This is a genomic window from Bacillus sp. WC2503, from assembly GCF_052682895.1.
The window spans coordinates 2,068,708-2,094,780 of the sequence record NZ_JBQYMD010000001.1; the positions used below are offsets into that span (position 1 = coordinate 2,068,708).

31 protein-coding genes are annotated in these 26,073 nt (G+C 34.1%); 9 read left to right on the forward strand and 22 right to left on the reverse strand.

Going from position 1 to position 26,073, the window contains the following annotated elements; all coding sequences use genetic code 11:
* Positions 1 to 114: 114 nt before the first annotated feature.
* From kynA to kynU, 3 genes are read right to left on the reverse strand one after another with little or no spacing between them, the layout of a single operon-like run.
* Positions 115 to 954, reverse strand: coding sequence for a tryptophan 2,3-dioxygenase (kynA, locus tag ACUN26_RS10515; protein WP_000661949.1), 840 nt, complete (start codon positions 952 to 954; stop codon positions 115 to 117).
* A gap of 32 nt (positions 955 to 986) precedes the next feature.
* Positions 987 to 1,616: an arylformamidase gene (gene kynB, locus ACUN26_RS10520; RefSeq protein WP_000858202.1), complete on the reverse strand. Its 630-nt coding sequence runs from the start codon at positions 1,614 to 1,616 to the stop codon at positions 987 to 989.
* Positions 1,617 to 1,618: 2 nt separating this feature from the next.
* The gene (gene kynU / locus ACUN26_RS10525) at positions 1,619 to 2,905 is read right to left on the reverse strand and encodes a kynureninase (protein ID WP_000276279.1); all 1,287 of its coding nucleotides are present in this window, start codon (positions 2,903 to 2,905) and stop codon (positions 1,619 to 1,621) included.
* Between the two features lie 159 nt (positions 2,906 to 3,064).
* Between kynU and ACUN26_RS10530 the strand changes: the two genes are divergently transcribed.
* A complete protein-coding gene (locus ACUN26_RS10530; protein WP_000799614.1) occupies positions 3,065 to 3,676 on the forward strand; it encodes a TetR/AcrR family transcriptional regulator in 612 nt (203 codons plus the stop codon).
* A 132-nt stretch (positions 3,677 to 3,808) separates the two neighbouring features.
* Here the strand turns inward: ACUN26_RS10530 and ACUN26_RS10535 are convergent, their stop codons facing one another.
* The 5 genes from ACUN26_RS10535 to ACUN26_RS10555 form a co-directional block, all read right to left on the reverse strand.
* Complete coding sequence (locus tag ACUN26_RS10535) at positions 3,809 to 4,054, reverse strand: DUF3977 family protein (RefSeq protein ID WP_000873853.1); 246 nt, start codon at positions 4,052 to 4,054, stop codon at positions 3,809 to 3,811.
* A 115-nt stretch (positions 4,055 to 4,169) separates the two neighbouring features.
* Complete coding sequence (locus ACUN26_RS10540; RefSeq protein WP_000881389.1) at positions 4,170 to 6,020, reverse strand: sigma-54-dependent Fis family transcriptional regulator; 1,851 nt, start codon at positions 6,018 to 6,020, stop codon at positions 4,170 to 4,172.
* Positions 6,021 to 6,482: 462 nt separating this feature from the next.
* On the reverse strand, positions 6,483 to 6,821 hold the full coding sequence (locus ACUN26_RS10545) for an NIPSNAP family protein (protein WP_000499990.1): 339 nt from the start codon (positions 6,819 to 6,821) through the stop codon (positions 6,483 to 6,485).
* Positions 6,794 to 7,390 carry a GNAT family N-acetyltransferase gene (locus ACUN26_RS10550; protein WP_000635699.1) on the reverse strand — a complete coding sequence of 199 codons (597 nt, stop codon included), beginning with the start codon at positions 7,388 to 7,390 and terminating at the stop codon, positions 6,794 to 6,796. Before ACUN26_RS10550 ends, ACUN26_RS10545 begins: the two co-directional genes overlap by 28 nt.
* On the reverse strand, positions 7,387 to 8,172 hold the full coding sequence (locus tag ACUN26_RS10555; protein WP_000493650.1) for a DeoR/GlpR family DNA-binding transcription regulator: 786 nt from the start codon (positions 8,170 to 8,172) through the stop codon (positions 7,387 to 7,389). The genes ACUN26_RS10550 and ACUN26_RS10555 overlap by 4 nt, the downstream gene beginning before the upstream one ends.
* Positions 8,173 to 8,422: 250 nt before the next feature.
* On the opposite strand from ACUN26_RS10555, the gene ACUN26_RS10560 reads away from it, so the two are divergent.
* On the forward strand, positions 8,423 to 8,920 hold the full coding sequence (locus tag ACUN26_RS10560; RefSeq protein ID WP_000838463.1) for a hypothetical protein: 498 nt from the start codon (positions 8,423 to 8,425) through the stop codon (positions 8,918 to 8,920).
* Between the two features lie 96 nt (positions 8,921 to 9,016).
* Here ACUN26_RS10560 and ACUN26_RS10565 read toward each other — a convergent pair whose 3' ends face one another.
* Entirely contained in the window at positions 9,017 to 9,649 is a 633-nt protein-coding gene (locus tag ACUN26_RS10565) for a DUF4085 family protein (RefSeq protein WP_000873423.1), read from the reverse strand.
* Positions 9,650 to 9,872: 223 nt separating this feature from the next.
* Here ACUN26_RS10565 and ACUN26_RS10570 point away from each other — a divergent pair, with 223 nt between their 5' ends.
* Complete coding sequence (locus ACUN26_RS10570; RefSeq protein ID WP_000737317.1) at positions 9,873 to 10,463, forward strand: hypothetical protein; 591 nt, start codon at positions 9,873 to 9,875, stop codon at positions 10,461 to 10,463.
* A 61-nt stretch (positions 10,464 to 10,524) separates the two neighbouring features.
* Here ACUN26_RS10570 and lpdA read toward each other — a convergent pair whose 3' ends face one another.
* The 5 genes from lpdA to ACUN26_RS10595 all read right to left on the reverse strand — a co-directional run bounded on the left by lpdA (position 10,525) and on the right by ACUN26_RS10595 (position 15,848).
* Positions 10,525 to 11,904: a dihydrolipoyl dehydrogenase gene (lpdA, locus tag ACUN26_RS10575; protein WP_001038364.1), complete on the reverse strand. Its 1,380-nt coding sequence runs from the start codon at positions 11,902 to 11,904 to the stop codon at positions 10,525 to 10,527.
* A gap of 15 nt (positions 11,905 to 11,919) precedes the next feature.
* On the reverse strand, positions 11,920 to 13,122 hold the full coding sequence (locus tag ACUN26_RS10580; RefSeq protein ID WP_000257789.1) for a dihydrolipoamide acetyltransferase family protein: 1,203 nt from the start codon (positions 13,120 to 13,122) through the stop codon (positions 11,920 to 11,922).
* Positions 13,123 to 13,149: 27 nt separating this feature from the next.
* Positions 13,150 to 14,184, reverse strand: coding sequence for an acetoin:2,6-dichlorophenolindophenol oxidoreductase subunit beta (gene acoB, locus ACUN26_RS10585; RefSeq protein WP_000198878.1), 1,035 nt, complete (start codon positions 14,182 to 14,184; stop codon positions 13,150 to 13,152).
* Between the two features lie 17 nt (positions 14,185 to 14,201).
* Positions 14,202 to 15,200, reverse strand: a complete 999-nt coding sequence (acoA, locus tag ACUN26_RS10590) for an acetoin:2,6-dichlorophenolindophenol oxidoreductase subunit alpha (protein ID WP_000921287.1) — start codon at positions 15,198 to 15,200, stop codon at positions 14,202 to 14,204.
* Between the two features lie 168 nt (positions 15,201 to 15,368).
* Complete coding sequence (locus ACUN26_RS10595) at positions 15,369 to 15,848, reverse strand: DinB family protein (RefSeq protein ID WP_000233796.1); 480 nt, start codon at positions 15,846 to 15,848, stop codon at positions 15,369 to 15,371.
* Positions 15,849 to 16,057: 209 nt separating this feature from the next.
* Here ACUN26_RS10595 and ACUN26_RS10600 point away from each other — a divergent pair, with 209 nt between their 5' ends.
* Complete coding sequence (locus ACUN26_RS10600; RefSeq protein ID WP_001034821.1) at positions 16,058 to 16,903, forward strand: oxidoreductase; 846 nt, start codon at positions 16,058 to 16,060, stop codon at positions 16,901 to 16,903.
* 76 nt (positions 16,904 to 16,979) lie between these two features.
* Here ACUN26_RS10600 and ACUN26_RS10605 read toward each other — a convergent pair whose 3' ends face one another.
* From ACUN26_RS10605 to ACUN26_RS10620, 4 genes are all read right to left on the reverse strand, one after another.
* Positions 16,980 to 17,363 carry a DUF4181 domain-containing protein gene (locus ACUN26_RS10605; protein WP_000528453.1) on the reverse strand — a complete coding sequence of 128 codons (384 nt, stop codon included), beginning with the start codon at positions 17,361 to 17,363 and terminating at the stop codon, positions 16,980 to 16,982.
* 265 nt (positions 17,364 to 17,628) lie between these two features.
* Complete coding sequence (locus ACUN26_RS10610; RefSeq protein WP_002093707.1) at positions 17,629 to 18,471, reverse strand: PP2C family serine/threonine-protein phosphatase; 843 nt, start codon at positions 18,469 to 18,471, stop codon at positions 17,629 to 17,631.
* Positions 18,449 to 18,934, reverse strand: a complete 486-nt coding sequence (locus tag ACUN26_RS10615) for an HIT family protein (protein ID WP_002093704.1) — start codon at positions 18,932 to 18,934, stop codon at positions 18,449 to 18,451. The genes ACUN26_RS10610 and ACUN26_RS10615 overlap by 23 nt, the downstream gene beginning before the upstream one ends.
* 116 nt (positions 18,935 to 19,050) lie before the next feature.
* Positions 19,051 to 19,227: a hypothetical protein gene (locus ACUN26_RS10620; RefSeq protein ID WP_001213777.1), complete on the reverse strand. Its 177-nt coding sequence runs from the start codon at positions 19,225 to 19,227 to the stop codon at positions 19,051 to 19,053.
* A gap of 211 nt (positions 19,228 to 19,438) precedes the next feature.
* On the opposite strand from ACUN26_RS10620, the gene ACUN26_RS10625 reads away from it, so the two are divergent.
* Entirely contained in the window at positions 19,439 to 19,675 is a 237-nt protein-coding gene (locus tag ACUN26_RS10625) for a hypothetical protein (protein ID WP_000283217.1), read from the forward strand.
* 50 nt (positions 19,676 to 19,725) lie between these two features.
* On the opposite strand, the gene ACUN26_RS10630 is transcribed toward ACUN26_RS10625, so the two are convergent.
* Positions 19,726 to 20,562, reverse strand: coding sequence for an ABC transporter permease (locus ACUN26_RS10630; RefSeq protein WP_001084772.1), 837 nt, complete (start codon positions 20,560 to 20,562; stop codon positions 19,726 to 19,728).
* Positions 20,555 to 21,760, reverse strand: coding sequence for a quaternary amine ABC transporter ATP-binding protein (locus ACUN26_RS10635; RefSeq protein WP_000370617.1), 1,206 nt, complete (start codon positions 21,758 to 21,760; stop codon positions 20,555 to 20,557). Before ACUN26_RS10635 ends, ACUN26_RS10630 begins: the two co-directional genes overlap by 8 nt.
* A gap of 171 nt (positions 21,761 to 21,931) precedes the next feature.
* On the opposite strand from ACUN26_RS10635, the gene ACUN26_RS10640 reads away from it, so the two are divergent.
* Positions 21,932 to 22,789, forward strand: a complete 858-nt coding sequence (locus ACUN26_RS10640; protein ID WP_001227651.1) for a glycine betaine ABC transporter substrate-binding protein — start codon at positions 21,932 to 21,934, stop codon at positions 22,787 to 22,789.
* A gap of 44 nt (positions 22,790 to 22,833) precedes the next feature.
* Here ACUN26_RS10640 and clpP read toward each other — a convergent pair whose 3' ends face one another.
* Positions 22,834 to 23,415, reverse strand: a complete 582-nt coding sequence (gene clpP, locus ACUN26_RS10645; RefSeq protein WP_000991620.1) for an ATP-dependent Clp endopeptidase proteolytic subunit ClpP — start codon at positions 23,413 to 23,415, stop codon at positions 22,834 to 22,836.
* 21 nt (positions 23,416 to 23,436) lie between these two features.
* On the reverse strand, positions 23,437 to 24,123 hold the full coding sequence (locus ACUN26_RS10650) for an RNA polymerase subunit sigma-70 (RefSeq protein ID WP_000337532.1): 687 nt from the start codon (positions 24,121 to 24,123) through the stop codon (positions 23,437 to 23,439).
* Between the two features lie 143 nt (positions 24,124 to 24,266).
* Here ACUN26_RS10650 and ACUN26_RS10655 point away from each other — a divergent pair, with 143 nt between their 5' ends.
* The 3 genes from ACUN26_RS10655 to ACUN26_RS10665 all read left to right on the forward strand — a co-directional run bounded on the left by ACUN26_RS10655 (position 24,267) and on the right by ACUN26_RS10665 (position 25,803).
* Entirely contained in the window at positions 24,267 to 24,587 is a 321-nt protein-coding gene (locus tag ACUN26_RS10655; RefSeq protein WP_001125383.1) for a 2Fe-2S iron-sulfur cluster-binding protein, read from the forward strand.
* A 4-nt stretch (positions 24,588 to 24,591) separates the two neighbouring features.
* Positions 24,592 to 25,254, forward strand: a complete 663-nt coding sequence (gene rpiA, locus ACUN26_RS10660) for a ribose 5-phosphate isomerase A (RefSeq protein ID WP_001050008.1) — start codon at positions 24,592 to 24,594, stop codon at positions 25,252 to 25,254.
* Positions 25,255 to 25,368: 114 nt separating this feature from the next.
* Positions 25,369 to 25,803, forward strand: coding sequence for a GNAT family N-acetyltransferase (locus tag ACUN26_RS10665; RefSeq protein WP_001190886.1), 435 nt, complete (start codon positions 25,369 to 25,371; stop codon positions 25,801 to 25,803).
* The last annotated feature ends 270 nt before the right edge of the window (positions 25,804 to 26,073 follow it).

Genomic DNA, 26,073 nt, shown 5'->3' on the forward strand with positions numbered 1-26,073 from the left:
ACCTCCATTAAAATAGTTACTTCATTTATTATATCTTGTTCCTTTTATTAAAACATAATTGTGCTCAAATAAAAAAATAAGCTTATCAGCCATAATTAGCTGACAAGCTTATTCCTATAATTTCGTACGAACATTCCAAAGTTCAGGGAAGAACTGTTGATCAAGTACTCGTTTTAAATAAGATACACCTGAAGATCCGCCAGTTCCCATTTTATTTCCGATAATGCGTTCTACCGTTTTCATATGACGGAAACGCCATTGTTGTAGCCAATCTTCGATATCAATTAATTTTTCAGCAAGCTGATATAAATCCCAATATTTCTTCACGTCCGCATACACTTCTATCCAAGCCGCTTCTACAGTTGCATCTTCTTCGTAAGGCTGCGTAATATCACGATTTAACACATCTTTATGAATTTGGAAGCCTTCTTTAACAAGCGCCTGTATCGCAACATCATACAAACTTGGTGCGTGTAGCGCTTTATGAAGTCGAGCGTGTAATTCTGGATCTTTTTCATAAATCTTTAATGCATGTGGTGTTTTATAACCAAGTGCGTACTCAATCATTCGATATTGATACGATTGAAAGCCTGAAGCTTGACCGAGTGAATCACGGAATTCAATATACTCAGATGGCGTTAATGTCGCAAGAATATCCCAAGATTGAATAATTTGCGATTGAATTTTTGATACACGTGCTAACATTTTAAATGCCGGTGCTAATTTATCGTTTTTAATCGATTCAATTGCTGCATTTAGTTCATGTAAAATAAGCTTCATCCAAAGCTCACTAGCTTGGTGAATAACGATAAATAACATTTCATCATGATGGTCTGATAATCTCTTTTGAGAAGATAGTAAACTATCTAATTGTAAATACTCACCATACGTCATATTTTCCTTAAAATCCGTGTGAATCCCTTTTTCCATAATTACCTTTTCATTTTCTTTCATATTAGTCAAACACCCCTTTTATATGTTTCTACTTATATTGGTCTAATGACAGCTCGAACTGGACTTCCATCTGCATCTGTTAACGCAAGTGGTAATGCAATTAATTCGTAATCGCCGTCTGCTACATGATCTAGTACGACATTTTCTAAAATATGAATTCCATATTTAAACAATTGATGATGTGCTGCTAGTTCTTTATCATCTAACGGATCAACTGATGGTACATCCACTCCGATTAAACGAATTCCCTTATCAGAAAGAAACGGTGCAATATCAGCACGTAAATGCGGGATCACATCTGGAAATTCTTCTGCTTTACCATGTGAAGATGTACGTAATAATAGTCGTTCTACACCTTCTAAATGAAAACTTTCTAATTCTTTTTTTCCGATGCTTTCAAGGTTAGAAACGTCAATGATTCGCGTAGGTCCGACATAAACTTGAACATCTAAATCTATTACTTTCTTTCCGTCATTATCAAAATGAAAAGGCGCATCAATATGAGTACCTGTATGAATACTCATCGTTAACTTTCCGACGTTTACTGAACCGCTCTCTTCTTTTGACCATGAAACTTCATACGAGAACGGTGTATCTCCTGGCCAAGTTGCAATATCATTATTTAATGGCTGTGAAATATCAATCCACTTTGATGTTTTCATTCTTATGCCACAACCTCTCGTTTATTTTCAAATTGTTTATACTCTTCCTCCTTCATAACTTTCTTTAAAATTTGAACAGACTTCCATACTTCTTCATACGTATTGTATAAAGCTACTGGCGCAAGTCTTATCCCATTTGGTGCTCTGAAATCTGGAATTACTCCATTTGCCTTTAGTGCTTTACAGATACGCGCTGCTTCCGCATGCTCTAAATAAATATGTCCACCTCGTTTTTCATCCTCTAACGGGTTTCCAATTGTAAATCCGAAATCTTTTAATTCATGATCAATTAAATCCAGCATGTATCTCGTAATATGTAAAGACTTTTTACGTAAACGTTCCATACCAGCATCTTTAAAAATTTCAAGAGAACCGATTAACGGTGCTGTACTTAATACGTGAGGTGTACCAATTTGATAAGCACCTGCATGATCAGCTGCAGTTAATGTATGCTCCATATCAAACTGTTTATCTTTTCTAGAACTAAACCATCCAGACAATCCTGGCAGTCTATTAAAATGTTTACTATTTACATAAAGACCTGCAACACCACCCGGCCCTGCATTTAAATATTTATAATTGCACCATACAGCGAAATCAACATCCCACTCTTTAAAATGATGTGGAATAGAACCAATTGAATGACATAAATCAAATCCGATATGAATGCCACGTTTATGAGCTTCCACTGTTAAACGTTTCATATCAAGAATTTGACCACTTCTATATAAGACTGAAGGTAATAAAATTAAAGCGATATCATCTTCCATTGCCTGAATAATATCTTCTTCAGAAAGTGTTCGACCATCTTGGCTTTTCACTCTTACTAAATGCTCATCTGGCTCTAAGCCTTTTAAACGAATTTGACTTTGAAGTGCATAAATATCTGACGGGAAAGTTAATTCATCCGCAAGAATTTTTGTACGTATTCCTTTCGGCTCATAAAACGTCGCAATAACTTGGTGTATATTCGCAGTCGTGGAACCGGTTACAATAGTTTCTTCTGGTAAAGCTCCAATAAGAGGTGCCGTCAGTTCACCTAATTTCTCCGAAAGGAAAAACCATGGATGTTCGCCTTCTGTCCAGCCATCAATGCCATACTCTTTCCATGAATCTAGTAAAGTAAGTAACGATTTTTCTGCTCTTTTCGAAAGTAGTCCTAATGAGTTTCCATCTAAATATATAGTTCCTTCTTTTTTATAGAATTCAGTTTGAAAATCTTTCAGTTCATCATGTTTATCACACTCAAGCGCATACTCATAAGTTGGTTGAAATGGTTCTTTATACATGGTGTCACCTTCTCTTAATTTTCTTTTTATTCTAACTAATTGAAATATATCACCTTAGTTGATATAACGTCAATGATATTATGTCAGTTGACTTTACATACTATCTTCTTTTACAATACAATTATATTTTCAGATATTTCAGTATAAAGAGGTGATTCTTTGAAAAACACTACTCTTTCAACTAGAAAACACCGCTCCTTAGAAACAAAAAAGAAACTATTACATTCGGGTTACACTATTTTTATTACTAATGGATTTCAGAAAACGACAATCACGCAAATTATTAAACATGCAGAAACTGGTTATGGAACAGCATATGTATACTTTAAAAACAAAGATGATCTCCTTATCGTGTTAATGGAAGATGTTATGAATCGTTTTTATAATATTGCTGGGCGCTCTTTCTTCCCTCAAACGAAAGCAGCAGCACGTGACTTGATTCAAAATCACGTTAGAGCATTCCTACAATTAGCAGAAGAAGAACGAGCTATTTTGCAAGTTGTCGAAGAAGCAATCGGATTATCAAAAGAGATACGTCAAAAATGGGGTGAGATTCGCGAACGCTTTATAAAAAGTATTTCGCAGGATATTACTTACTCTCAAGAAAGTGGATTAGCGCATCCTGAATTAAATAAAGAGCTCGTGGCACGCGGTTGGTTCGCAATGAATGAAATGTTTCTTTGGACTATTGTACAAAATAACAAAGAAGTAAAACTAGAAGAAATAGTGTATACATTAACGGAGATGTATACAACGGGATTATATAAATAGCGCACTTCACATATTTAAAGTGTGCTATTTTTTCTTAAAATCATCATTCTAACTATAAATGGAATAGCCTATTATAATAATTGCGAGTATGTATGTGATTATTATAATCATAAAAATACAACCTGTTTTATTTTATTGTTTTAACCTACTCACAATTCCAATAATAAACTTATACTCAGCTCTACTTTTCCTTACTTTCTTAAAGCCCTCTTTCGTATCAAAAATAAAACACATTTTCCGAAACCAAACACGGACATAAAATGATTCAAAATAAATAGGTCTCACAATTCCTTTTTCCTCAAATTCAGTACCGTCTGTATTTTCGGTCTCTGTTCGAACGAACCATCTATTCCCGATACCAATTTCAATATACTTCACATACTAACCTCCTTTAGGGAATTTCCCGTCTAACTATTTTATTATTTCCCTGGGAAGCGCACATTCCGACAGAACATGAGCTCAAAAAGAAAAAGCAGATTACAAAAATCTACTTTTATAGATTAAATTTTTGCATTCGTTTATAAAATGTACTACGGGGTACATCCAATAGTTTTGCGGCTAACGAAACATTTCCGTTCGTCTTTTGAAGCGCTTCAATCATACTATCATGCTGTATTCTTTCACGGAAACTTAATGTATGTTCTTCATTATTTTCTGTTTGCAACTGGGATTGTCTTTCACTTCCCATCATTGTTTGTATCAAAAAAGCGACTTGTTTTTCGCATATTTCCCGTCCTTGCGACAAAATGTAAATGCGTTCTAATACATTTACTAGTTCTCGAATATTTCCGGGCCATGTATGTTGTAAAAATTGATTGCAAATACTCTTCGGAAATACAACATTCCAATTCTTCCGTTCGCAAAAGTGTTGTATAAAATATGGAATATCCTCTTTTCTTTCTAGTAACGATGGAACATATAACGGATAAACGTGCAAACGATAATATAAATCTTGACGGAATTTCCCTTCTTCTACTAACCGTAGTAAATCTTTATGTGTGGCAGTAATAATACGAATATTTACTGGTACCTCTTTTGAACTTCCTATTGGAGTTATTGTGCGTTCTTGTAAAACACGCAATAAGGCTACTTGCATCTCTGATGGTACTTCACCAATTTCATCTAAAAACAATGTTCCTCCATTCGCTTGTTCAAATTTCCCTTTATATCCTTGACGTCGCGCACCTGTAAACGCACCTTCAGCATAACCGAACAATTCACTTTCCATTAATTCTTTAGGCAAAGAACCGCAGTTAACAGCTATAAAGGGCCCGTCTTTTCTTGGACTATTTTCATGAATCGCTCTCGCAACATATTCCTTTCCTACTCCTGTCTCACCACATACATACACACTAGCATCAGTCGGTGAAACAAGCTTAATTTCTTCTAGTGTGTGTTGAAATGCTTTGCTTGTCCCGGTAACTCCTGAAAAAGTAATTCCTTTTATAAATGTGAAAGCAGAATATGTATTCATTTGTTTGTTTTCCTTTAAATACATACATTTCCCGATCATTCTTTCATTACTATATACTGGTATCTCTAATTTAGTTTCCAATCCATAGCGCATTAAATCTTCAAGTTTCATTCTTGACCAATTAGTTACTCGTTCCCGAACGCTCTTACTCGCAGAAACGATAACATCACGATGATTACAAATAACTACTTGTTCATCACTATCAATGACATCTAAAAAACGATGAATTAAGTGTAATTCATTTTGATGAACTCTTATGCTACATTCACGTTCTATCGCATGTGCAATTGAAGTTACCATACCGAGCATATATGGATGCGAAAATTCAATTGGACAGGAGAAATCTAGAACACCAATTAATTTCCCGTCATCGTTATGAATGGGAGCAGCCGCACAACTCCAGCTATGAGATGCCACGGAGTAATGTTCAGTACCACTTATCATAATAGCTTCTTCAATTTCTAATGCTGTTCCTATTGCGTTTGTCCCCACAGCTGCTTCCGTCCATTTTACACCTTCAATAAAATTAATATGTTTCGCTCGCTTTAACGTTTGTTTATTTCCACTTAAGGATAGAACATAACCATCTGGATCGATTAATAATGCCATCATTTGTAGTTCATCAATGGTTTTTCTCATATTTTGTATTTGAGGTAATGCTATATCAAGGAAAATTTCACTCTTTTTCTTTTGTTCTTGAAAAATATTAGAAGACAAAATTTTCTGACCTTTATTCATATGAGGATTCACATTTGCTTGTTTACATCGATGCCATGACTCTGAAATTCTTTCGTTTATACGGTTCGAATCAAGGACTCCTTTATCAATAAACTTTTTCCATGTGTGTAAGTAAAACGGTGAAGCTAACATTGTATCATCTCCCTTTTAATTGTTTTGGAGATTTATTCCGCATTAACGGGCAGTAAGACCCCCACCTCAAAATTCAGCTAGAGCAAAGAAGTTAGGTGGGGGTCAGGCTACCCGTAAAAGCCTGATTGGTTTAACTAATAATTAGTGAGGGATGAATAACACCTCCACTGATTAAAGTTTCACTTTATAAAACATACTTTTATTATAAAACTGAATAAAAGCGTTTTCAATACAACTAGAAAGACGACACAAATATGTTAATAATTTGAATATCTTAATGCATTTCTTTATTCTTTTTTAGTAGCACTATATTTTGTATAATGGACGCAAAGAAAATACATAACCAAAACCATTTTTGTGGATTACCATTTATAAAGAAAACAATCACGGCTGCAAATAAAATAGTGGATGCTAAACTAAAATATAATTTTGTTTTAATTTCAATTATCCCTCACCCCTCTGTTACTTTACAGTACATACTAACTCTTCATTTTTCATCTCTACTATGTACTCCTGTAAAACATATTCTTTCCCGCCATGGTTTTCATACCATTCATGTATTCTTCTAACATGCCTCTCGTCACTTCTAATTTTCGATTCTATTTCTTTATACTGTTCATAACTATCATATTCCCATATGGCAAATACTTCAGACGTACCATTCTTATTATCTTTCATCCAGCGTCCTATTAGCCTAGAACCATGCTTTAATTGATTAGGTAAGTTTGTGTTATTGAAATGATCATTAAATACTTCTATGAATTCATTTTTCACTACATAGTACTTCCTTCTGTAAAACATACTTCTTCACCTCTTTTATGAAAAGTATCAGTAAACCTTCCCATCACTACCGTATTATAATACTTTCCATCCGATAGTCTTTTGTCATTTTTCAAAATGCCTTCTACTTCAAAACCTAATTTTTTATAAAGATGAATAGCTTTCTCGTTTGTCTCTAATACTTGTAAAGATATTTTATTTACTGCATTTTCGTCAGCCCATTTAATAGATTGTTGTAATAGGCTCTTACCCATTCTATATCCCCAAAACTCTTTTAAAATACAAACGCCAAACTCCACTTTATGAGATAATCTCTTAAAATTTGATCCTTCACATCTTGAAAATCCAACAATTCGATTGTGCACTTCTACAACTAAAAAGAGATTCTTCGTCTCTTCAATATCTGTTTTTATTATTTTTTGAAACCCTAGATTATCTATAAATCCCTCTCCAGCATCTCTATCCATATTTTCAGTTTCTCCATCAATCTGAACTCTAATTTCCGATAACTGCTCAGCATCTTTCTCAGCTGCAGAACGAATTGTATAAGTTAATCCATTTATATGAAACTTTTGCTCTTTTACAATCATGTCAAACTCCTTTCAAATGAATATAATGGCGCTATTACAACTTGTTTACCTTGTTTCTCAAAGTCCTGAACAGTTTCTTTACTAGCCTCTTCGTCAGTTATAATAATGTCAATTTCTTTTAGAGACTCTCCTCTTATAAAACAATCTATTCCAAGTTTATTATGCGGAACTAAACAAATATTTCTTCTAGCAATTTCACTTACTCTTTTACTAAAATAAGCAACTTCAGGTGTTGCAGTACTAATACCTTGTAATGAAATGCCTCCACCTGTAGAGAAATAAAGATCAATAGAAAATCTACTTATCAATTCAGAGGCAAGTGTATCAGTAATATTCCCTGAAGGTTTTACTTTTCCGCCAATTAAATACGTATCAATATTCTTATATTCTCGTAGATAACCAGCTATTTCTATAGAATTCGTAATAACCGTAAATGATACTTCCGGTAAATATTTCAGCATCGCATTATGAACGGAAGCCCCACCAATAAAAATTGAATCACCTTCTTTTATATAAGATACCGCAACTCTTGCAATTGTGTCCTCATATATTGAGCTATCACTATAACGTTTAGCTGGTTCCGCAGCTAAGTTTCTCACTCGCGTAAGTTCAATTGCACCTCCGTGCGTTCTTTTTAATAAACCATCCTTTTCCATAATAGACAAATCTCTTCTTATAGAATCAATAGACATATCAAATCTTTCCGCAAGATCTTTTACGATTACTCTTCCATCTGTACTAAGTAGTTCTAAAATTTTCTCCCGACGTTCTTCAGTAAACATGTTATCACCACCGTTATTGAAGATTCAGAAATTTGAACTTTATGTTAATTATATGCACGTTTCTTCCGTTTCACAATATTTTCAATCCTTTTTCTTCCGTCTTTATGCAGGTTTTCTCTCTTTTTCTATTTTGTTAACTTTACATAAAATAAATGCACATTTGTATATTCTACTAAAAGACTTCTATTTATTTCCTTATTCATGTAAAATTATTCCTATGTTTTACTTTTTAATACAGAAAGGAATTACTATGAAATCATTAATCAAAACGACATGTACAGCATTATTATTTACAGGAATATTAACAGGATGTAATAGCAATACTACACCAAAACAAGAAAAGAGCGCTCTCGAAAAGAATGCAATGCACTATGGAGAAATAGTTAAAAACGAATACTATAGAGCAACAGTTGAAAATGCAAAATTTGAAAAAATAGACAAAGAGTGGCGCCTTACTACTCGTGTTATGATTAATAATGTTCGAGACGATGGACAAACTATTGATCTTTCGAAAATAAAATATTTCATACAAGATGAAAAAACTGGTCAGAAATATGAAGGTGAAGCTCATCCGATAGATGACGAGCACTATAAAAATGTTCCACACAAATTTTCTTTAACTACTGACGTTGTATTTGAAATGAAAACTTCTCCTAAAGACTTAAATAACATGTATTTGTATATTGATAGTAAAGTTGCTCCATTAACAAATACATATTGGAAGCTTGGGAATCTAGCATCAAAATAAAAAAACAGTCTTTATTGACTGTTTTTTTATTGTTGAACTTGTAAATACCATCTAAAGGAACTCTCTTTATTATTAGTTAATATACATGTAACTTAATCATTTTTTCTCAAGGAATACATCTGCTGCCCAAATCGTCACTTCTCTAAATGGACAGTCAAATAAAACACCTAGTTCAAAACCATCTTCAGTAAGAGCTATTTCATGATATAGCCACCAAGCACTTTCAAAGTTTTCTGGCATAGAACACTTGGTTACTCCTATAAAAGTTACTTCAAGTTTATCAAATTCACTAAAAGTACCACTGCAATCTAATACGATAGACAAAGTATCTTCTGATTTTCTCTTTACTACTTTAATCACACTATCATGTAGTGACATCTCATGTAGCTGAGCAACATGAGACGGAAGTTTTTTCTTAATGGAATTAAAATGTTTTAAGTATGATTGATCTAATTGTGCCATTCTTGCCTCATAATCTGCTGTCCACTCTAACAAAAGTTTCTTTAATTCATTAGGTAGATATACTGAATCAAACATGTTGTTATGAATGTATGGATGTAGTGTTTCAGGAAGATAGTGTAATAAATCTTCTTTCCTTTCTTCTACTTCGTCTTTCAAACTTTGTATATAATCGGGATCTATGTCTTTCCATTCTTCTATTGACTCTATGAAATGCACAAATCCTGAAATTTGCATTTCTTTATACCAATCTTTTGTGAAATATTTCAATTACATCTCTCCTAAAACATTTTATCATCCAAGAAAAGCAATGTATCCGCTTATTATATCATTCCAATAATCATTTTTTCTAAAAAAAAAATGTAAAAATGTAAATATTCCGCCTATTTTTTCTAAAACTTCAGAATATTTACAAAAATAATAAATTAGAATACATTTTAGTTGTACAAGATTCACCTGTACAAAAATCTAAACAAAAAGGGATGGTTATAGGTTGAAGAAATTAGTAGCAGGAACATTAGTAGCGGGTTTTGCATTAACTGGCGGACTAGGCGTAGCAAGTGCTGAAGAAAAAGGTAACACAATTAAGTCATTTGATTATTTAAAAGTGGATGAACAGAATGTTACTTCATTTGCAAAATTAAGTGATCAGGATAAGAAAGACATCCAAATTACTATGGTATTACCAGAGCAAAATGAAAATGGAGATTGGCTAGCTTATGGTTTTACTAGTAGAGAAACATTGGATGCTTATATTGAAAAGGATAAAAAAGTACTTAAAAATAAAATTAATCCTTTAGGTAGTGGTGCTGGTAGTACTGATTTTTATGAACATAAAGATAAAGGTGGCCAATATATTTACTGGAGTAGCGGCTTTAAAAACTTACCATCTAGCTGGAACGACAGAATTTCTTCTGTAAGTACAGCGTCACCTTCTGCAAGTTATTCAACGACACTTTGGGAGCATACTTCTACACAAGGATATGGAAAAGGTGTTTTATTTAAACACGCTGATTGGTATGGTAAAACTGCTAATTTAGCTCCTGATTGGAACGATATAACTTCAGCTATTGAAATTAAATAGTAAAAATTCAAACCACTATTCTCTCATTCATTTAGAGAATAGTGGTTTATTATATTTTCATTTAAGCATGTACAGCATGTCCTATCGCCTGCAATAAAGCTTCATGAATTGCCTCAGATAAAGTTGGATGTGCTGCAATATAACCTCTCATAATATCAGCGGTAACTTCTGTATGAATCATTACGGTGCCTTGACCAATTAGTTCAGTTGCACGAGGACCGATAATAGAAATCCCTACAATTTCTTGATATTTAGGTTCCACAATGACTTTTACTTTCCCCATTTGTTCTCCTAAAATAAGAGCTTTTCCATTCGCTGTAAAAGGAAATTCTCCGATAATAATATCACCATATTGTTCTCTTGCACCTTTTTCACTTAAACCGACGCTAGCTATTTCTGGAGCTGTGTATATACAACGAGGCACAGCACGATAGTTTACTTTCACATCTTCTCCGCTCGCATGTAATGCCGCTGTCGTTCCTTCATGAAAGGCTACGTGAGCAAGCTGTATTCCTCCAATAATATCACCGGCTGCGTAAATATGTGATACGTTCGTTTGCATATGCTCATTTACAGTAATCCCTTTATTTGAAAATTGAACTCCTGCTTTTTCTAATCCTAAATCTTGCACACGAGGTTTTCTACCAACAGAAACGAGAACAAATTCTGGAGTTACTTCGTGCATACTTCCTTCGTATTCAAACGAAGCCTGTTTCTTATAATTGTTTAATCCTTTTAAAGCTGCTCCTGTGAAAATTTCTACACCATCTTTTTCTAGTTTCTCTCTTAAAATGCTTGCGATATCTTCATCCTCACCAGGTAGTAATTGCGGTGCCATTTCAACAATCATTACTTTCGTTCCAAGACGACTATATATACTGGCAAATTCGCAACCTATTACGCCACCGCCAACAATAAGTAATGAAGCTGGTATGTTTTCAAGAGACATCGCATGACTACTATTTAAAATCCATTTCCTGTCGAATGGAGCAAAAGGTAATTCAGTAGGTTCTGAACCTGCCGCAATAATGAATTGTTCTCCAACCACTATCGCTTCCTTATTCCCCTGCATAACTCGCAGACGATGATCCGTTTCAAATTTCCCTTTCCCCTTTATAACTTTAATTTTATTTTTCTTCATTAAATATTGTATTCCTTGTACGAGCTGCACAACAATTTGTGATTTTTTGGTCTGTATTTGATTCCAATCAATTGATATACTTTGCTTATCTACTAATACACCAAAACGTTGCGCATGATTAACAATATTGTATACTTCAGCACTTTCTAACAAAGATTTCGTAGGCATGCACCCGACATTTAAACAAGTTCCACCAAGATCAGCTTCATCAATAAGAGTAACATCTTTCCCAGTTTGAGCTGCGGTAATTGCCGCCACATATCCAGCGGGTCCGCCTCCAATAACTACTAATTTATTCATTCTCCCACCTTCTCTTTATAAAAGAATTGTTACCGGTTCTTCTAAGTATTGTTTAATTGTGCGTAAAAATGCAGCTGCTGGTACACCGTCTAGTACACGATGATCAAATGTTAAACTTAAAGGTAACATACTACCTTTTTTTATTTTCTTTCCTTTATATACTGGAACATGTTCAATTGCACCTACACCTAAAATACCAGTTTCAGGTGTATTTAATACTGGCGTAAAATATTCGATACCAAAGCTTCCTAAATTACTAATTGTAAATGTCGTTCCTTGCATATTATCACTATTTAAACTACCTGCTCGTGCCTTTTGTGCCACATTTTTAATCTCTTTAGATAACTCTACTAAAGATAGATTATTTGCAAAGCGAATAGCCGGAACGACTAAGCCGTTTTCTAACGCTACTGCCATACCTAAATGAACATGTTCAAATTGATGGATTGCATCATCTATATAAGCACTGTTCATTTCCTTATGCTCCTGAAGCGCTAATACAACAGCACGAGAAACCAAATCAGTAATGGTTAGTTTGTTATCGTACCGTTTTTGTACAACTTCCGCTATTTCTTTATGTAAAGCAACTAAATCCGTAACATCTACTTTCATCGTTAATGTCAATTGTGCGGTATTTTGGAGGCTTGCTTGCATCCGATTTGCGATCTCTTTCCGCATACCGGTAACAGGAATTACTTTACTTTCTTCTTTTACAAACGTTTCTGGGGTAGCAACTTTTTCTTCAAGTACTTTTAATACATCTACCTTTGTAATTCTCCCACCAGGACCTGTTCCTATTAATGTGGAAATTCCAATATTTTCAACTGTTGCCATTTTCTTTGCTACAGGAGATATTTTTATTCTTTGTTTCTTTGATCTTTCTTCCGCGTACGGTTCAGGATGTTGTACATTTTGAGGTTCTACTTTCGGTATTGATTCTTCTGTAGCATTTACGGTTTCATTTACCGATACCTGTTCATTTGGTTTTCCGATGTAACATATTACAGTACCAGGTGGAACTCCTTCATCTTCACTTACAGTTATATCCAGTACCGTTCCATCAGCGGGTGCTTCTATTTCTGTTTCGATTTTTTCAGAATTAATACTAGCAATTAATTCACCTTTTGCTACATTATCACCAGCTTTAATATTCCAACTCGTAATAATACCTTCTTTCATCGCCATTCCTAATTTCGGCATTACAACTTCTACAGCCATATTTCTCTCTCCCTTCTCATCGTTTCATTACACATTCAATAAAGAACGGTCCCCAATCATTTCTGATACAGTTTCAATTACTTTCTCTGGCGTTGGTAAATATAGTTTTTCAAGTGGTGGTGAGAACGGAACTGGTGTATGTGGTGCTGTAATTCGTTTAATAGGTGCATCTAATAAATCGAACCCTTTATCCGCTACAATTGCTGCAATGTCTGTTGCGATACTACATCTTGGGTTTGCTTCATCAATAACGATAAGACGATTTGTTTTTTCAACAGATGCTAAAATTGTATCTTCGTCAAGCGGTGATAAAGAGCGTGGATCAATAACTTCTACCTCAAGTCCTTTTTTCGATAATTGCTCCGCAGCCGCAAGCGCAGTATGAACTTGCTTCCCAATTGCGACAATCGTTATATGAGAGCCTTCCCGTTTAATATCTGCTTTTCCTAAAGGAATTGTATAATATCCTTCTGGCACTTCACCTTTCATATTGTAAAGTGTTTTATCTTCAAAGAAGATTACTGGATCATCATCTTCAATTGCCGCTAATAATAAGCCTTTTGCATCATACGGGGTGGACGGAACGATAACTTTAATACCTGGAATGCTCGTAAATAACGCGTATAAACTTTGAGAATGCTGAGCTGCTGCGCTAAATCCAGCACCATGCATCGTTCGAATTGTAACTGGTACTTTTGCTTTTCCACCAAACATGTAACGGAATTTTGCACCTTGGTTTAAAACTTGATCAAGACAACTACCGATAAAATCATTAAACATTAATTCAGCGATCGGACGTAATCCCGTTGCCGCCGCTGCCATCGCAGCTCCCATATAACCAGCTTCAGAAATTGGTGTATCTAAAATACGATTTCGGCCAAATTCTTGTACAAGCCCTTTCGTAACGCCAAGAACACCGCCCCACGCTTCATCATCTTGCAAATGATCAACTTGTGCACCACCCGCAACGTCTTCACCTATTAAAATTACATTTTCATCACGGTGCATTGATATTTTCATCGCTTCATTGATAGCAGTTGACATACTTACTGTTCTAGTCATTATTTTTCCCCCTCCTCTTATTTGTAAGAAACGTATACATCTTTTAATAATTCTTCATCCTCTGGATATGGACTATTTTCACTAAAATCAATTGATCGTTGCACTGCTTCGTCTACTGCTTTTTCCATATCAACAAGTTCAGATTCCGTTAATAAACCTTCATGAATTAAATGCTTACGGAAATTCACAATCGCATCTTTTTCATTTAAATGTTCTTCTTTTTCTTCTGAGGTTTTATACGTTTGTGCTTCCCCTTCGAAATGGCCGTAATTACGATATGTCATACATTCAATTAAAGTTGGGCCACCGCCATTACGTGCACGTTCAACAGCCTCTTCCGCTGCTTTATATACCGCTAGTAAATCTTTTCCATCTACTTGAACTCCCGGAATGTTATATGCTTTTGCACGATCAGCAATAGAATCACAACTTGAAGCATATTCAAATGTAGTTGCTTCACCGTAACCATTATTTTCAGCGATAAAAATAACTGGTAACTTCCAAATCGCCGCTAAATTAACCCCTTCATGGAATGTTCCTTCATTATTTGCTCCGTCACCGAAGAAGCAAACACTTACATCTTTCGTTCCTTTATATTTAGCTGTTAATGCTGAACCGCAAGCAAGTGGGAAACCCCCGCCTACAATGCCATTCGCACCAAGCATTCCTTTATCTAAATCGGCAATATGCATGGAACCGCCTTTACCTTTACATAATCCTGTCGCTTTCCCGAAAAGTTCAGCCATCATACCATTTAAATCACAACCTTTTGCAATACAATGTCCGTGACCTCTATGTGTACTTGTAATACTGTCACTATCCGTTAAGTGGGCACATACACCAACTGCTACCGCTTCTTCTCCAGCATATAAATGAACGAAACCTGGTAAAACACCTTGCGCGAACAATTCATGTACCTTATCTTCAAATTTACGAATCTCTAACATTTTTTCATACATCCAGCGAGCTTGTTCTTTCGTAATTTCATTCCCTTTACTTTCAGTTGTTTTTAACATGTCCAGCCCTCCTATTTTCTTGTTCATCTATTATATTGCAAGAAGCGTGCCAAATTCTAACCTTGATTTAATAGACTTTCTCTTCTTTTTAAAAATAAAAAAGTGGACAAAGCGAGACAGCTGTCTCGTTTTGTCCACTCTTGTTCACCTTACTAGAGAATCATTCGCTTATTCACTATCAAAACTTTTTTGTAGTTTCCGGATGTAAATAATTTGACCAATATGATACGCATTATGAGTAGTTACATTACCTAGCACTTCCCACCACTTCGCGGATACAGGAAATCCAACTACATCACTTTCAACCTTGTCTTCATTAATGAGATTTTGCCATTGTAACAATTTCTCTAATAATTTTCCCCTTAACTCTTCGAATGTTTGATTATCTGATAGCATAAAGCTTTTGTTATTGTCACCAATAGCGGGTACCGCATTAACATTTGATTCTTTATACCTAGTTTGCCACGTTGAGTTCCAATACAGTAAATGTTGTACAATTTCTGCTATACTATTACTCTCTTCATTCGGTTTCCAGAAAGCTTCTCTCTCTGATAAATCCTTCACTGCATCTGAAAATGGCATATACCAACTAGGATCATTCGCATTTGCTAACAACTGATCTGCTAATACGTCTTTCACATGGACCATTTTTTTCCCCTCATTTCATTGGCTTATATAATACTTACTTCTCTATATACGCTGAGTCTACACAATTCCCTTTTTAAATCATTCCAATACATATATAAATGAAGAAACTAAAGCACTTTATCATATAATCTTATTAAAACAACATGTATCATTAATAGATTTTATTCCTATAACTCGTTATGATAAAAGAAAAAGAAAGCGAGCGACCAATGAATAAAAAAATCGCGGTTATTACAGGAGCATCAAGTGGATTCGGACTATTAACGACACTTGAACTAGCAAAAAAAGACTATATTGTCATTGCTACAATGCGAAACCTTGAAAAACAAGTAAACTTACTATCTCAAGCTACTAAACTAAACTTACAACAAAACATAAAAATTCAACAATTAGATGTAACAAATCAAAACTCTATACATAACTTCCAAGTGTTTTTAAAAGAAATTAATAGAGTAGACCTCCTTATAAACAATGCAGGATATGCAAATGGAGGATTTGTAGAAGAAATTCTAGTAGAGGAATATCGTAAACAATTTGAAACGAATCTTTTTGGCGCTATATCAATCACTCAGCTTGTTTTACCATATATGAGAGAACAAAAAAGTGGAAAAATCATTAATATAAGCAGCATTAGCGGCCAAGTTGGATTCCCTGGTTTATCTCCTTATGTATCTTCAAAATATGCATTAGAAGGCTGGAGTGAATCCCTTCGCTTAGAAGTAAAACCTTTCGGAATTGATGTTGCTTTACTTGAACCAGGTTCTTATAACACAAACATATGGGAGGTTGGTAAACAACTAGCTGAAAACCAATCTGGTACAACATCTCCTTACAAAGAATATATGGATAAAATACAAAAACATATTAATAGCGGTAGTGATACATTTGGTAATCCGATAGATGTTGCTAATAAAATCGTTGAAATTGCTGAAGCAAAGCGTACTAAATTACGATATCCAATTGGAAAAGGTGTAAAATTTATGATTTTTGCGAAGAAGATTCTTCCTTGGAGATTGTGGGAATTTCTTGTTTTGAGGAGTTTTAGGAAGATGTAAATAAAAAGAGTAACTATCAAGATAAATAATGGTAGCTACTCTTATTAAATATTCATCATTAAAAACCCAAACGATATCAATATGTAGAAAGAGGATCAAAATAAAACAACATTGAAACCATAAAAACAAATGCAAAGAATCCAATTATAGAAAGAATATATTCCTTTGTCTCTCTGTTATACTTCCATTCCATCCATACGCGTAATAAGGAAATTGCTCCAAAATAAATAAGTACAACAATTCCTATATTAGCATTTTCTGCTTTGAACAGATAAATAAAACTTAATATAAGATATACGATAAAAAGACCTATTTCTAATTTTACATGTAAACTATTTACATGCTTATATATCCAAACATTGCCCTTTGGCATATTTAATTTTCTTCTTAAAAACTTTTCTAAAAAATATCCTCCAATTATCATACTAATAACTATAATCCAAATAGTAGAGTTGCCCATTGCATTCCCTCCTATTAAATTAATTATATTTTTAATAAAGTAGACTATATAATTTTTCCATGTTTCGATAATGTTTTCATTTTCTTTATGCTTAAGTAGTAGTTTTATCAAGACATGTTTTATGTATTGTACAACAACAATCTATTTCTCATCCTTTTTGTTTCAGGATGTTTAACTTTTTTCTTGCTATTCTTTCATAAGCGAATATGGATAGTACCTATAAAATTAATAGAGCCATTTTTATAATTGACGGACCCCCCTCCTTTTATTTTCTTACTTTCATTTTCTCCGGCTGATCACTCGGATACGTAGCATTCTTTTTATTTTCAACATCCCAACTAATAATTGTTGCACTATCTCTCCCCAATTGATGATGCACGTGTTCTAAAACATTGTGAACATTTTCTTTAAGCTCTATCTTATTTTCATTCATATCGTTATACAGATTTAATGGCGTTTCATAACGACGTTCCCCACATTCTAATACCCCATCTGTCACCATTACAATTCGATTGTTGCCAGTACGTAATTCACGAATTCCTGATGAATAGCAAGGTACAGGTAATTCAAATGTATTTACATTGCCAATCCATTCGTAAAAATGACGTTGATTTAGTGCGTATTGCCCTAATTTATGTAATTCATCATGAAATACATAAACGAGACAGTCTCCAATAGATAGCCACCATATATAGTTTTCTTTTCTTACACATAGTAAAAAAGCTGTTTCACCTTTAACTCTTTTGCACTTTTCTTTAAATGAGGAGGATTGAAAAATTGTAAGTATATGATTTGCAACTGATTGAAAAACTGTTTCAATTCGTTCATTCATCATTATTTTTATATTTTCATATTCTTTTTCGATTGTATGTATAACTAAATCAACACTTTCTGCGCTATTATGCCCGTCTAAAATAGCTGCAAATTCCCAATCATCATTTGACCAAACTAACGCACCGTCTTCATTCTTTTTTGCTCCGGCACTTATATTCCCACCGTATTTACCAAGTACAATGTCATCATATTGCTTAACTGAGATTTCCCCTAAACACATTTCCGTATTTCCAACCCATGAATATTGGTTATTATTTGTTGTATGCATACTCATTTACCATATACTTTCGTATTCTTTCACATAGTTTTTTAATTTCTTCAGAACCTCCATATGGTGCACCAGTCCAATTTGCTACTTCAGTAGGCGACCAAAATTCTCTTGGTGTATCCGGATAACGGGGAATAATATGCATATGTAAATGCGGTACACCATTACCCGAAACAAACGTGTAAATATGTTCTGCACCTTCGTTTTCTGTTAGCGCTTTACTTATTCTACTTGTTATAAGTCCAAATGCTTTCGCCTCATCTTCATTTAATTCAGCAAGACCAGGTACATGTCTTTTTATATCAATCATTACGTAACCGAGATATGTTTCTTCTGTATCCCAATGGACATGTCCAACGTATATAAGATCGTCTTCATAAATAGCGTCACCTGGAACTATAATGTTTCCTTTATGTTTTTCACAAATGAAGCAGTTTTGTTCTGCTGGATTGTATATTGACATATCCATCACCATCCTTTTTATATATAATATCATAAAAAAAGGAAAAAACAGGTTTTTTATTCCGAAAATTCAATCTTTTTAATTAGGAATTTTTACATTATTTCATTTTAATAATTTGCACCTCATTCCTTCTTCAAAACCGCAATCCCCATTCCAATTACAATCCCAATCGCAATTCCAATTACTACATTATCAGTAAATAAGCCAGGTACTACGCCGATTACAACGCCTATAGCGACACCAATTGTCATTGCATTATTTCTTTTTTTATTATTAGCCAAAATAGCATCTCCTCTCATCATTTCTCCCAATATAATATTTACATGAATGTTGCTATTTCCTAATATATTTTCTATCCCACTTGAAAATTTCCAAAAAATGTACTTTATTACTTTTCCATTCCCCCTATTTAATCCTCTTTATATGAAAGAATTTTCAAGTCACCATTACATCTACATAGGCATTTACTATAAGAAAGATCAGTTATTCATTGAAGGAGGAACGATTCAAATGTATCCTCATTGGAATCCAAATATAAATCAACAATATGCTTACTCCCCCCATCCCGTAAGAAATACACTGCATCACGATTCACAATATATGATGCAGCGCATCGCAAGTCTTGAAAGCCAATTAGCGAAATTAATCTCATTAATCGAAGAAAATAATCAATTAATAAAATCAATGGAACAAGAAAAAAATCAAGTTTGTGCACCAGCTGGCGGTTCTGTTATTGTTCGTATGTAATCTTTTCGAACAAAAAACACACTTTGTATAATAAAGTGTGTTTTTTTTTGTTATTTTCTTTTTTGGTGAAATCCTTGTGTAATGCGGTCTAATATAATCGCGATGACAACAATGGCTAGTCCCGCTTCAAATCCCATTCCGATATTAACTTGTGTTACAGAACGGTACACATCTACTCCTAGTCCTGGTGCTCCTACAAGTGACGCTGTTACAACCATCGATAACGAAAGCATAATACTTTGATTCACTCCGGCCATGATCGTCCCAGTTGCGAGTGGTAATTGTACTTTAAATAGTTTTTGTGATGCTGTGGATCCAAATGCATTCGCTGCTTCAATTAAATCTTCCGGAACTTGTCTAATTCCTAAGTCTGTAAATCTGATTGTTGGTGGCATCGCAAAGATTACTGATGCAATTATGCCAGGTACTACACCTACTCCGAAAAATGTAATCGCTGGTATGAGATATACGAATGCGGGCATTGTTTGCATAAAATCTAATGTTGGTTTTAAAAACTTTGAGAAACGCTCATTTTGAGATGCTAAAATACCGATTGGAATTCCGACAATAATCGAAATAATAACAGACGTAAGTACGAGCGCTAATGTTTGCATCGTTTGTGCCCAATAGTTAATATTTAAAATAAATAACAATCCGATGAGTGTAAAAATAACTAAAGATAATTTTCTCGTTGTGTACCAAATGAGGAAACATAGTATAATAATCATCAATATAGCTGGTATTATTGTTAAAAAATTAGTGAGTAAATCAACGAATCCACCGATAATATAAGAGAATCCTCGGAACAAGCCTTCAAAGTTCTCATATAAACTTGCAACAAACGAGTCGACCCATTCCCCTAATGGAATACGCGGTATACTATTCATCGTCTTTCACCTCTTCCTCAATGTTACCTGCAAGAGCTTGAATGACACTTTCACGTTTAATAATTCCTCTTAACCTTTTCTTCTCATCAATAACGGGTAACGGATATTTCATCTCTGCCATTTTTGCATACGTCTCTTCAAGTAAAGTATCTAAATAAACGTGCGGAATATCGTTAAGTAATAAATCAGCAATCGGCCACTGTTTTTGTACTGCTTTACTTGCATCATCTGCGGTTAATATACCTAAAAACTCATACTTTTTGTTTACAACATATACTGTAGAAACGCCCGCATTTCTCATAATTTGCAGTGCCACACGAGGTCCACGGTCAATTAATAAAGTCTCCGGTCGTTTTAATATAGACTCCGCCGTAATTACTTTTCCTAAATTCACATCCGCAACAAATTTCTCTACAAATTCATTAGCAGGGCTCATCATAATTTCTTCAGGCGTTCCAATTTGAACAATTTCTCCATCTTTCATTAATGCAATACGATCTCCAATTCGAAGTGCTTCATCTAAATCATGAGTAATAAATATTATTGTTTTCTCCATTTTATCTTGTAGCTCTAACAATTCATCTTGCATTTCTTTTCGAATAAGCGGATCTAATGCACTAAATGATTCATCCATAAGTAAAACATCCGGATCATTCGTAAGCGCTCTCGCAATACCAACTCGCTGTTGCATCCCACCACTAAGTTGACTTGGATAATTGTCTTTATGATGATCGAGTCCCACTAACTTAAGTGACTCTAACGCTTTTTTCTCTCGTTCCTCTACTGGAACTCCTTGTATTTCTAATCCGTATGCAACATTTTGTAAAACAGTACGATGCGGAAATAGAGCAAACTTCTGAAACACCATACTCATTTTCGTTCTTCTTACTCTTCGTAATTCTTCTTTTCCCATCGTTGCGATGTCTTCACCATCTATGTATATATGCCCCGCTGTCGGTTTGATTAATTGATTTAGCATTCGAACTAGCGTTGATTTCCCGCTACCGGATAAACCCATAATAACGAAAATTTCTCCGGTGTATACTTCAAACGTTGCCTTTTTCACACCAACATTCATTCCGGTCTCTTTTAAAATTTCGGATTTGCTTTTTCCTTCTTTTAATAAAGAAAGGGCTCTTTGCGGGTGTTTCCCAAATACTTTTGTTACGTTTTCAACACGCACCTTTGTATTATCCATGTCACTACTCCTTTTCTACCCATCTATTTACATAGTGTTGCGATTTTACAAAGAAATATTACATAAAAATGACATTCATAAGATTTCTTTAAAATTCTCGTTTCCGTTCATAATAAGAATGCTTACTTATACATTTATTTAAAAAGGCAAACGTTTCTTAGGAGGTTTTCAATGAGAAAGAAAATATGGCTTATATGCCTTGCATTATTTATTACTATGATTTTCACCTCATGTAATGCAACAAATGCAAATTCGAAAGGGAAAATTAAACTTGGTGTAACAAGTTGGAAAGAAAATATTGCAACTGCAAACATGTGGAAAGTGTTATTAGAACAAAAAGGCTACAAAGTTGAACTCATGTATTTAGAAAAAGCGGCAATTTGGACTGGTGTCGCTCGTGGTGATGTTGATGCAAATTTAGAAGTATGGCTGCCTGTTACGGATAAACCATTAAATGATCGATATAAAAATGACATTGTCTTAAAATCAAAATGGTATGAAGGTACAGGGCTTGGCCTTGTCGTTCCTTCTTATTTGAAAAACATAAACAGTATCGAGGATTTAAATGCACATAAAGATGAACTAGATAACAAAATTGTCGGAATCGAACCTGGCAGCAGCCTAATGAATTTAACAAATAAGGCGATGAAGGAATATGATATTAAACTAAAACTTGTCCAATCTTCAGAAGCTGCGATGATGAGTGAATTAAAAAAGGCATATACGAAAAAGAAACCAATCGCTGTTACGCTTTGGAATCCTCATTGGGGTTTTTCAGAATTTGATTTAAAATATTTAAAAGACCCTAAGAAAGTATATGGTGAAAAAGATGACATTTATTACTCCGTTCGTAAAGGTTTCGAAAAAGATCATCCGGATATTGTGAAATACTTTGATAAATGGAAAATGAACGATGAGCAGCTTGGTACATTAATGGTCATGCTAAATAAAACGAAAGATCCAGAAGAAGCAGCACGAAAATGGATTGAAAAGAATCAATCGTTAGTTGATGAATGGATAAAAGATTAATAAAACAGGCTAGAGAATTCGCATATTCTCTAGCCTGTTTTATCTTATTTTTTCGTAACAACATCATCTACAATCCCATATTCCTTCGCTTCTTCTGCAGTCATAAAATAATCTCTTTCTGTATCATGTGCTACCCTTTCAATCGGTTGCCCTGTTTTTTCTGCAATCATTTTATTAATATCATGCTTTAGCTTTAAAATTCTTTTTGCTGTTATTTCGATTTCAGTTGCCTGCCCTTGCGCACCACCAAGCGGTTGATGAATCATAATTTCACTGTTAGGCAATGCAAATCGTTTTCCTTTTGCACCTGATAAGAGTAACAACGCACCAAATGATGCTGCAAATCCCATACAAAGTGTTTGCACGTCTGGTTTAATTAAGTTCATTGTATCTAATATTGCAAAACCTGCTGTCGTTGATCCGCCTGGGCTATTAATGTATAAATATATATCTTTCTCTGCATCTTCCGCTTCTAGAAATAATAATTGAGCTACAACACTACTCGCTACTTGATCGTTAATTTCTGAACCGATAATAATAATTCGGTCTTTTAATAACCTTGAATATATATCATAGGAACGTTCTCCTAATTTCGTTTGCTCTACTACATATGGAATTGCATTCATTTTAAATCCCTCCAATAATTGTTATGCCGCACAAAGCATACAACTGTAGGAAGAAGAGTTTTTCGCACTGAATAATAAGACAGGTTGTTTAGTTGGTAACTTCGTAAAATCTATTGTTGGAAGAAGCTTAGTTAACAATTCCGGCCTTTCTTCACGAATAGACGTTACAACAATATCAATATCTTCTGTGAATTCAACGATTTCAAGCCCTTCTTCACTTACAGTTTTCAGCCTATTTCTACTCCGAAATAAAGAAGCTTTCACTGCTCCTTCCGATACAGAACATACTTTAGCGATATCAGCGATACTATATTGAAAAACATCCTTTAATAATAAAATTGTGGATTGTTGTACATTTAATGAAGATAATACTTTCCCTACCATTTCATGCAAATCTGCAATTTTTTCATGTGGTTCTTCGAAAGTAACTTGTTCCCTTATTTTTTCATGAACTGATTTTGACTTTATCTGGTCTAACCAACGATTTCTAGCTATTTTATATACAAGTGTCATGCAAATATCTTTATTACTATATTTTTGAAGAACTTTACAAACTGTTTCTTGGGCGAGATCTTCCCCATCCCATCTGTTTTTCGTTAAAAACGTACAATACCTTTTTAACTCTGCATAATTTTCAATCAAAAAATTTATATTTGAATGATTCATATCGATATGTTTCTTAAACAATTGCGTTACTTTTGTGCACAAAATAACCACTCCTTTTCAGCGCTTACTTAATAAACGATTGATGAAACGAAAAAGTTACGGGACTTATAAAAAAATAATGTTTATGTTCAATAATTCGCGGTCATAAATATGTTATGTACAATTTTACGTGAGGAGGAACAAATTTGCCAAAATTAACAATTGAAGGTGCTGGCACTTTTGATGTGAAAGAAGGAACAAAGTTAGTATTAGCAATTGAAGATAACGGTGTAAACATTCTTCATCGTTGTGGTGGAAATGCACGTTGCACAACTTGTAGAGTAGAAATTATAGCGGGTGATTTCTGTGAAGCGAGTGCGAATGAAAAAAATGCGATGACAGAAAAAGGGATTGAAGATCATTTACGATTATCTTGTCAAATGCGTGTACATAAAGATATAGTCGTTCGTCCGGTACTTACAGTTGAAAATTCAGGATTAGCTGCCGGTCCACGCCCAGCGGAGTAAAATGATGAATTTAAAACAACTTGTTGGCGAATATGCTGCTAACTTTGTAAAAGATGGAATGAACATTGGACTAGGTACAGGATCTACCGTATATTGGACGATACAAAAATTAGGTCAACTTGTACAAGAAGGACTATACTTTCAAGCTGTTCCAACATCAAAGGAAACTGAAGCTTTAGCAAAGCAACTAAACATCCCCCTGATTTCTTTAAACGACGTACAAAGTCTTGATCTTACAATTGATGGAGCGGATGAAATTGATTCCGATTTACAGCTCATAAAAGGCGGCGGTGGCGCATTACTTCGTGAGAAAATTGTTGCCTCCTCCTCTAAAGAACTCATTATTATTGCTGATGAATCAAAACTTGTGGCTCGTTTAGGTAATTTCCCATTGCCTGTTGAAATTATCCCTTTTTCATGGAAACAAACCGAAAGTAAAGTTCAATCTTTAGGGTGTCAAACAACGTTACGTATAAAAAATAATGAAACCTTTATTACCGATAATAATAACATGATTATCGATTGTATATTTCCTAATCATATATCTAACCCTGCTAATTTACACGAACAATTAAAAATGATTACTGGTGTAGTTGATTCAGGATTGTTTATAAATATGACAAGGAAAGCGATTATCGGTACTAAAAACGGGATAAAGGAACTATAATGAAAGCTGACTTTTTAAAGTCGGCTTTTTATTATTTTCTTCTTCTCTTTATAGCTATTTATTATGATATACTATGAAAACAAAAACTGATTACACTAGAAAGGACTGAACAATTTGCAATCCAAACTCATAACAAAACTTACAGATTTAGAAACTGCCTTTCACATTCGAAAAGAAGTATTTGTAAAAGAACAAGGTGTTCCTCTTGAAGATGAATTCGATACATTTGATGAAATCGGTGAAGAATGTAAACATATTTTAGTTTATTATAATGAGCTTCCTGTAGGTACAGGTCGTATACGATTTGTTGATGGTGCCGGAAAATTAGAACGCATTTGTATTTTAAAAGATTATCGTACATACGGATTAGGTAAAGTAATTATTCAAACGTTAGAAGAAATTGCCCGTAGTAAAAAAGCTACAAAAGTGAAACTACACGGGCAAACACAAGCTGAAGGATTTTATAAAAAATTAGACTATCAAACTTCTTCCAATGTATTTATGGAAGATAGCATTCCACATATACTTATGACGAAAGTATTATCATAATAGAAAGGTTACTATATGAATTTACATGAAGTATTCTTATAGTAACCTTTTTTGTATCTTATTCGTTTTGAATTATTTTTGGTGGATATTCTAATATCATATCTATAAACTTTCAATTTGCTGGCAGTATAATGTTCCTACCGCTTTCGAGTTATTAAAAACAACGACCCGCAAGATGAAATTCTTGTACAAAAAATTTAATCCCCATGTATTGAGAGTCATACATTCATGTACCTAATAGTGACTTCTATATAAAATTTAAAATTGATA

What these genes read in the sequence shown, in the direction of transcription:
- acoB (WP_000198878.1), bottom strand. Translation starts at nt 14,184, where the DNA reads ATGACTAGAACAGTAAGTATGTCAACTGCTATCAATGAAGCGATGAAA.
- ACUN26_RS10615 (WP_002093704.1), bottom strand. Translation starts at nt 18,934, where the DNA reads ATGGATATGTCAATATACAATCCAGCAGAACAAAACTGCTTCATTTGT.
- ACUN26_RS10620 (WP_001213777.1), bottom strand. Translation starts at nt 19,227, where the DNA reads ATGAGAGGAGATGCTATTTTGGCTAATAATAAAAAAAGAAATAATGCA.
- rpiA (WP_001050008.1), top strand. Translation starts at nt 24,592, where the DNA reads ATGAATTTAAAACAACTTGTTGGCGAATATGCTGCTAACTTTGTAAAA.
- ACUN26_RS10635 (WP_000370617.1), bottom strand. Translation starts at nt 21,760, where the DNA reads ATGGATAATACAAAGGTGCGTGTTGAAAACGTAACAAAAGTATTTGGG.
- ACUN26_RS10625 (WP_000283217.1), top strand. Translation starts at nt 19,439, where the DNA reads ATGTATCCTCATTGGAATCCAAATATAAATCAACAATATGCTTACTCC.
- ACUN26_RS10560 (WP_000838463.1), top strand. Translation starts at nt 8,423, where the DNA reads ATGAAATCATTAATCAAAACGACATGTACAGCATTATTATTTACAGGA.
- clpP (WP_000991620.1), bottom strand. Translation starts at nt 23,415, where the DNA reads ATGAATGCAATTCCATATGTAGTAGAGCAAACGAAATTAGGAGAACGT.
- ACUN26_RS10580 (WP_000257789.1), bottom strand. Translation starts at nt 13,122, where the DNA reads ATGGCTGTAGAAGTTGTAATGCCGAAATTAGGAATGGCGATGAAAGAA.
- kynU (WP_000276279.1), bottom strand. Translation starts at nt 2,905, where the DNA reads ATGTATAAAGAACCATTTCAACCAACTTATGAGTATGCGCTTGAGTGT.
- ACUN26_RS10540 (WP_000881389.1), bottom strand. Translation starts at nt 6,020, where the DNA reads ATGTTAGCTTCACCGTTTTACTTACACACATGGAAAAAGTTTATTGAT.
- lpdA (WP_001038364.1), bottom strand. Translation starts at nt 11,904, where the DNA reads ATGAATAAATTAGTAGTTATTGGAGGCGGACCCGCTGGATATGTGGCG.
- ACUN26_RS10630 (WP_001084772.1), bottom strand. Translation starts at nt 20,562, where the DNA reads ATGAATAGTATACCGCGTATTCCATTAGGGGAATGGGTCGACTCGTTT.
- ACUN26_RS10550 (WP_000635699.1), bottom strand. Translation starts at nt 7,390, where the DNA reads ATGATTGTAAAAGAGCAAAAGTTTCATATAAATGGATTAACTTATACA.
- kynA (WP_000661949.1), bottom strand. Translation starts at nt 954, where the DNA reads ATGAAAGAAAATGAAAAGGTAATTATGGAAAAAGGGATTCACACGGAT.
- acoA (WP_000921287.1), bottom strand. Translation starts at nt 15,200, where the DNA reads ATGTTAAAAACAACTGAAAGTAAAGGGAATGAAATTACGAAAGAACAA.
- ACUN26_RS10545 (WP_000499990.1), bottom strand. Translation starts at nt 6,821, where the DNA reads ATGTTTTACAGAAGGAAGTACTATGTAGTGAAAAATGAATTCATAGAA.
- ACUN26_RS10595 (WP_000233796.1), bottom strand. Translation starts at nt 15,848, where the DNA reads ATGGTCCATGTGAAAGACGTATTAGCAGATCAGTTGTTAGCAAATGCG.
- ACUN26_RS10605 (WP_000528453.1), bottom strand. Translation starts at nt 17,363, where the DNA reads ATGGGCAACTCTACTATTTGGATTATAGTTATTAGTATGATAATTGGA.
- kynB (WP_000858202.1), bottom strand. Translation starts at nt 1,616, where the DNA reads ATGAAAACATCAAAGTGGATTGATATTTCACAGCCATTAAATAATGAT.
- ACUN26_RS10640 (WP_001227651.1), top strand. Translation starts at nt 21,932, where the DNA reads ATGAGAAAGAAAATATGGCTTATATGCCTTGCATTATTTATTACTATG.
- ACUN26_RS10600 (WP_001034821.1), top strand. Translation starts at nt 16,058, where the DNA reads ATGAATAAAAAAATCGCGGTTATTACAGGAGCATCAAGTGGATTCGGA.
- ACUN26_RS10555 (WP_000493650.1), bottom strand. Translation starts at nt 8,172, where the DNA reads ATGTTTACTGAAGAACGTCGGGAGAAAATTTTAGAACTACTTAGTACA.
- ACUN26_RS10610 (WP_002093707.1), bottom strand. Translation starts at nt 18,471, where the DNA reads ATGAGTATGCATACAACAAATAATAACCAATATTCATGGGTTGGAAAT.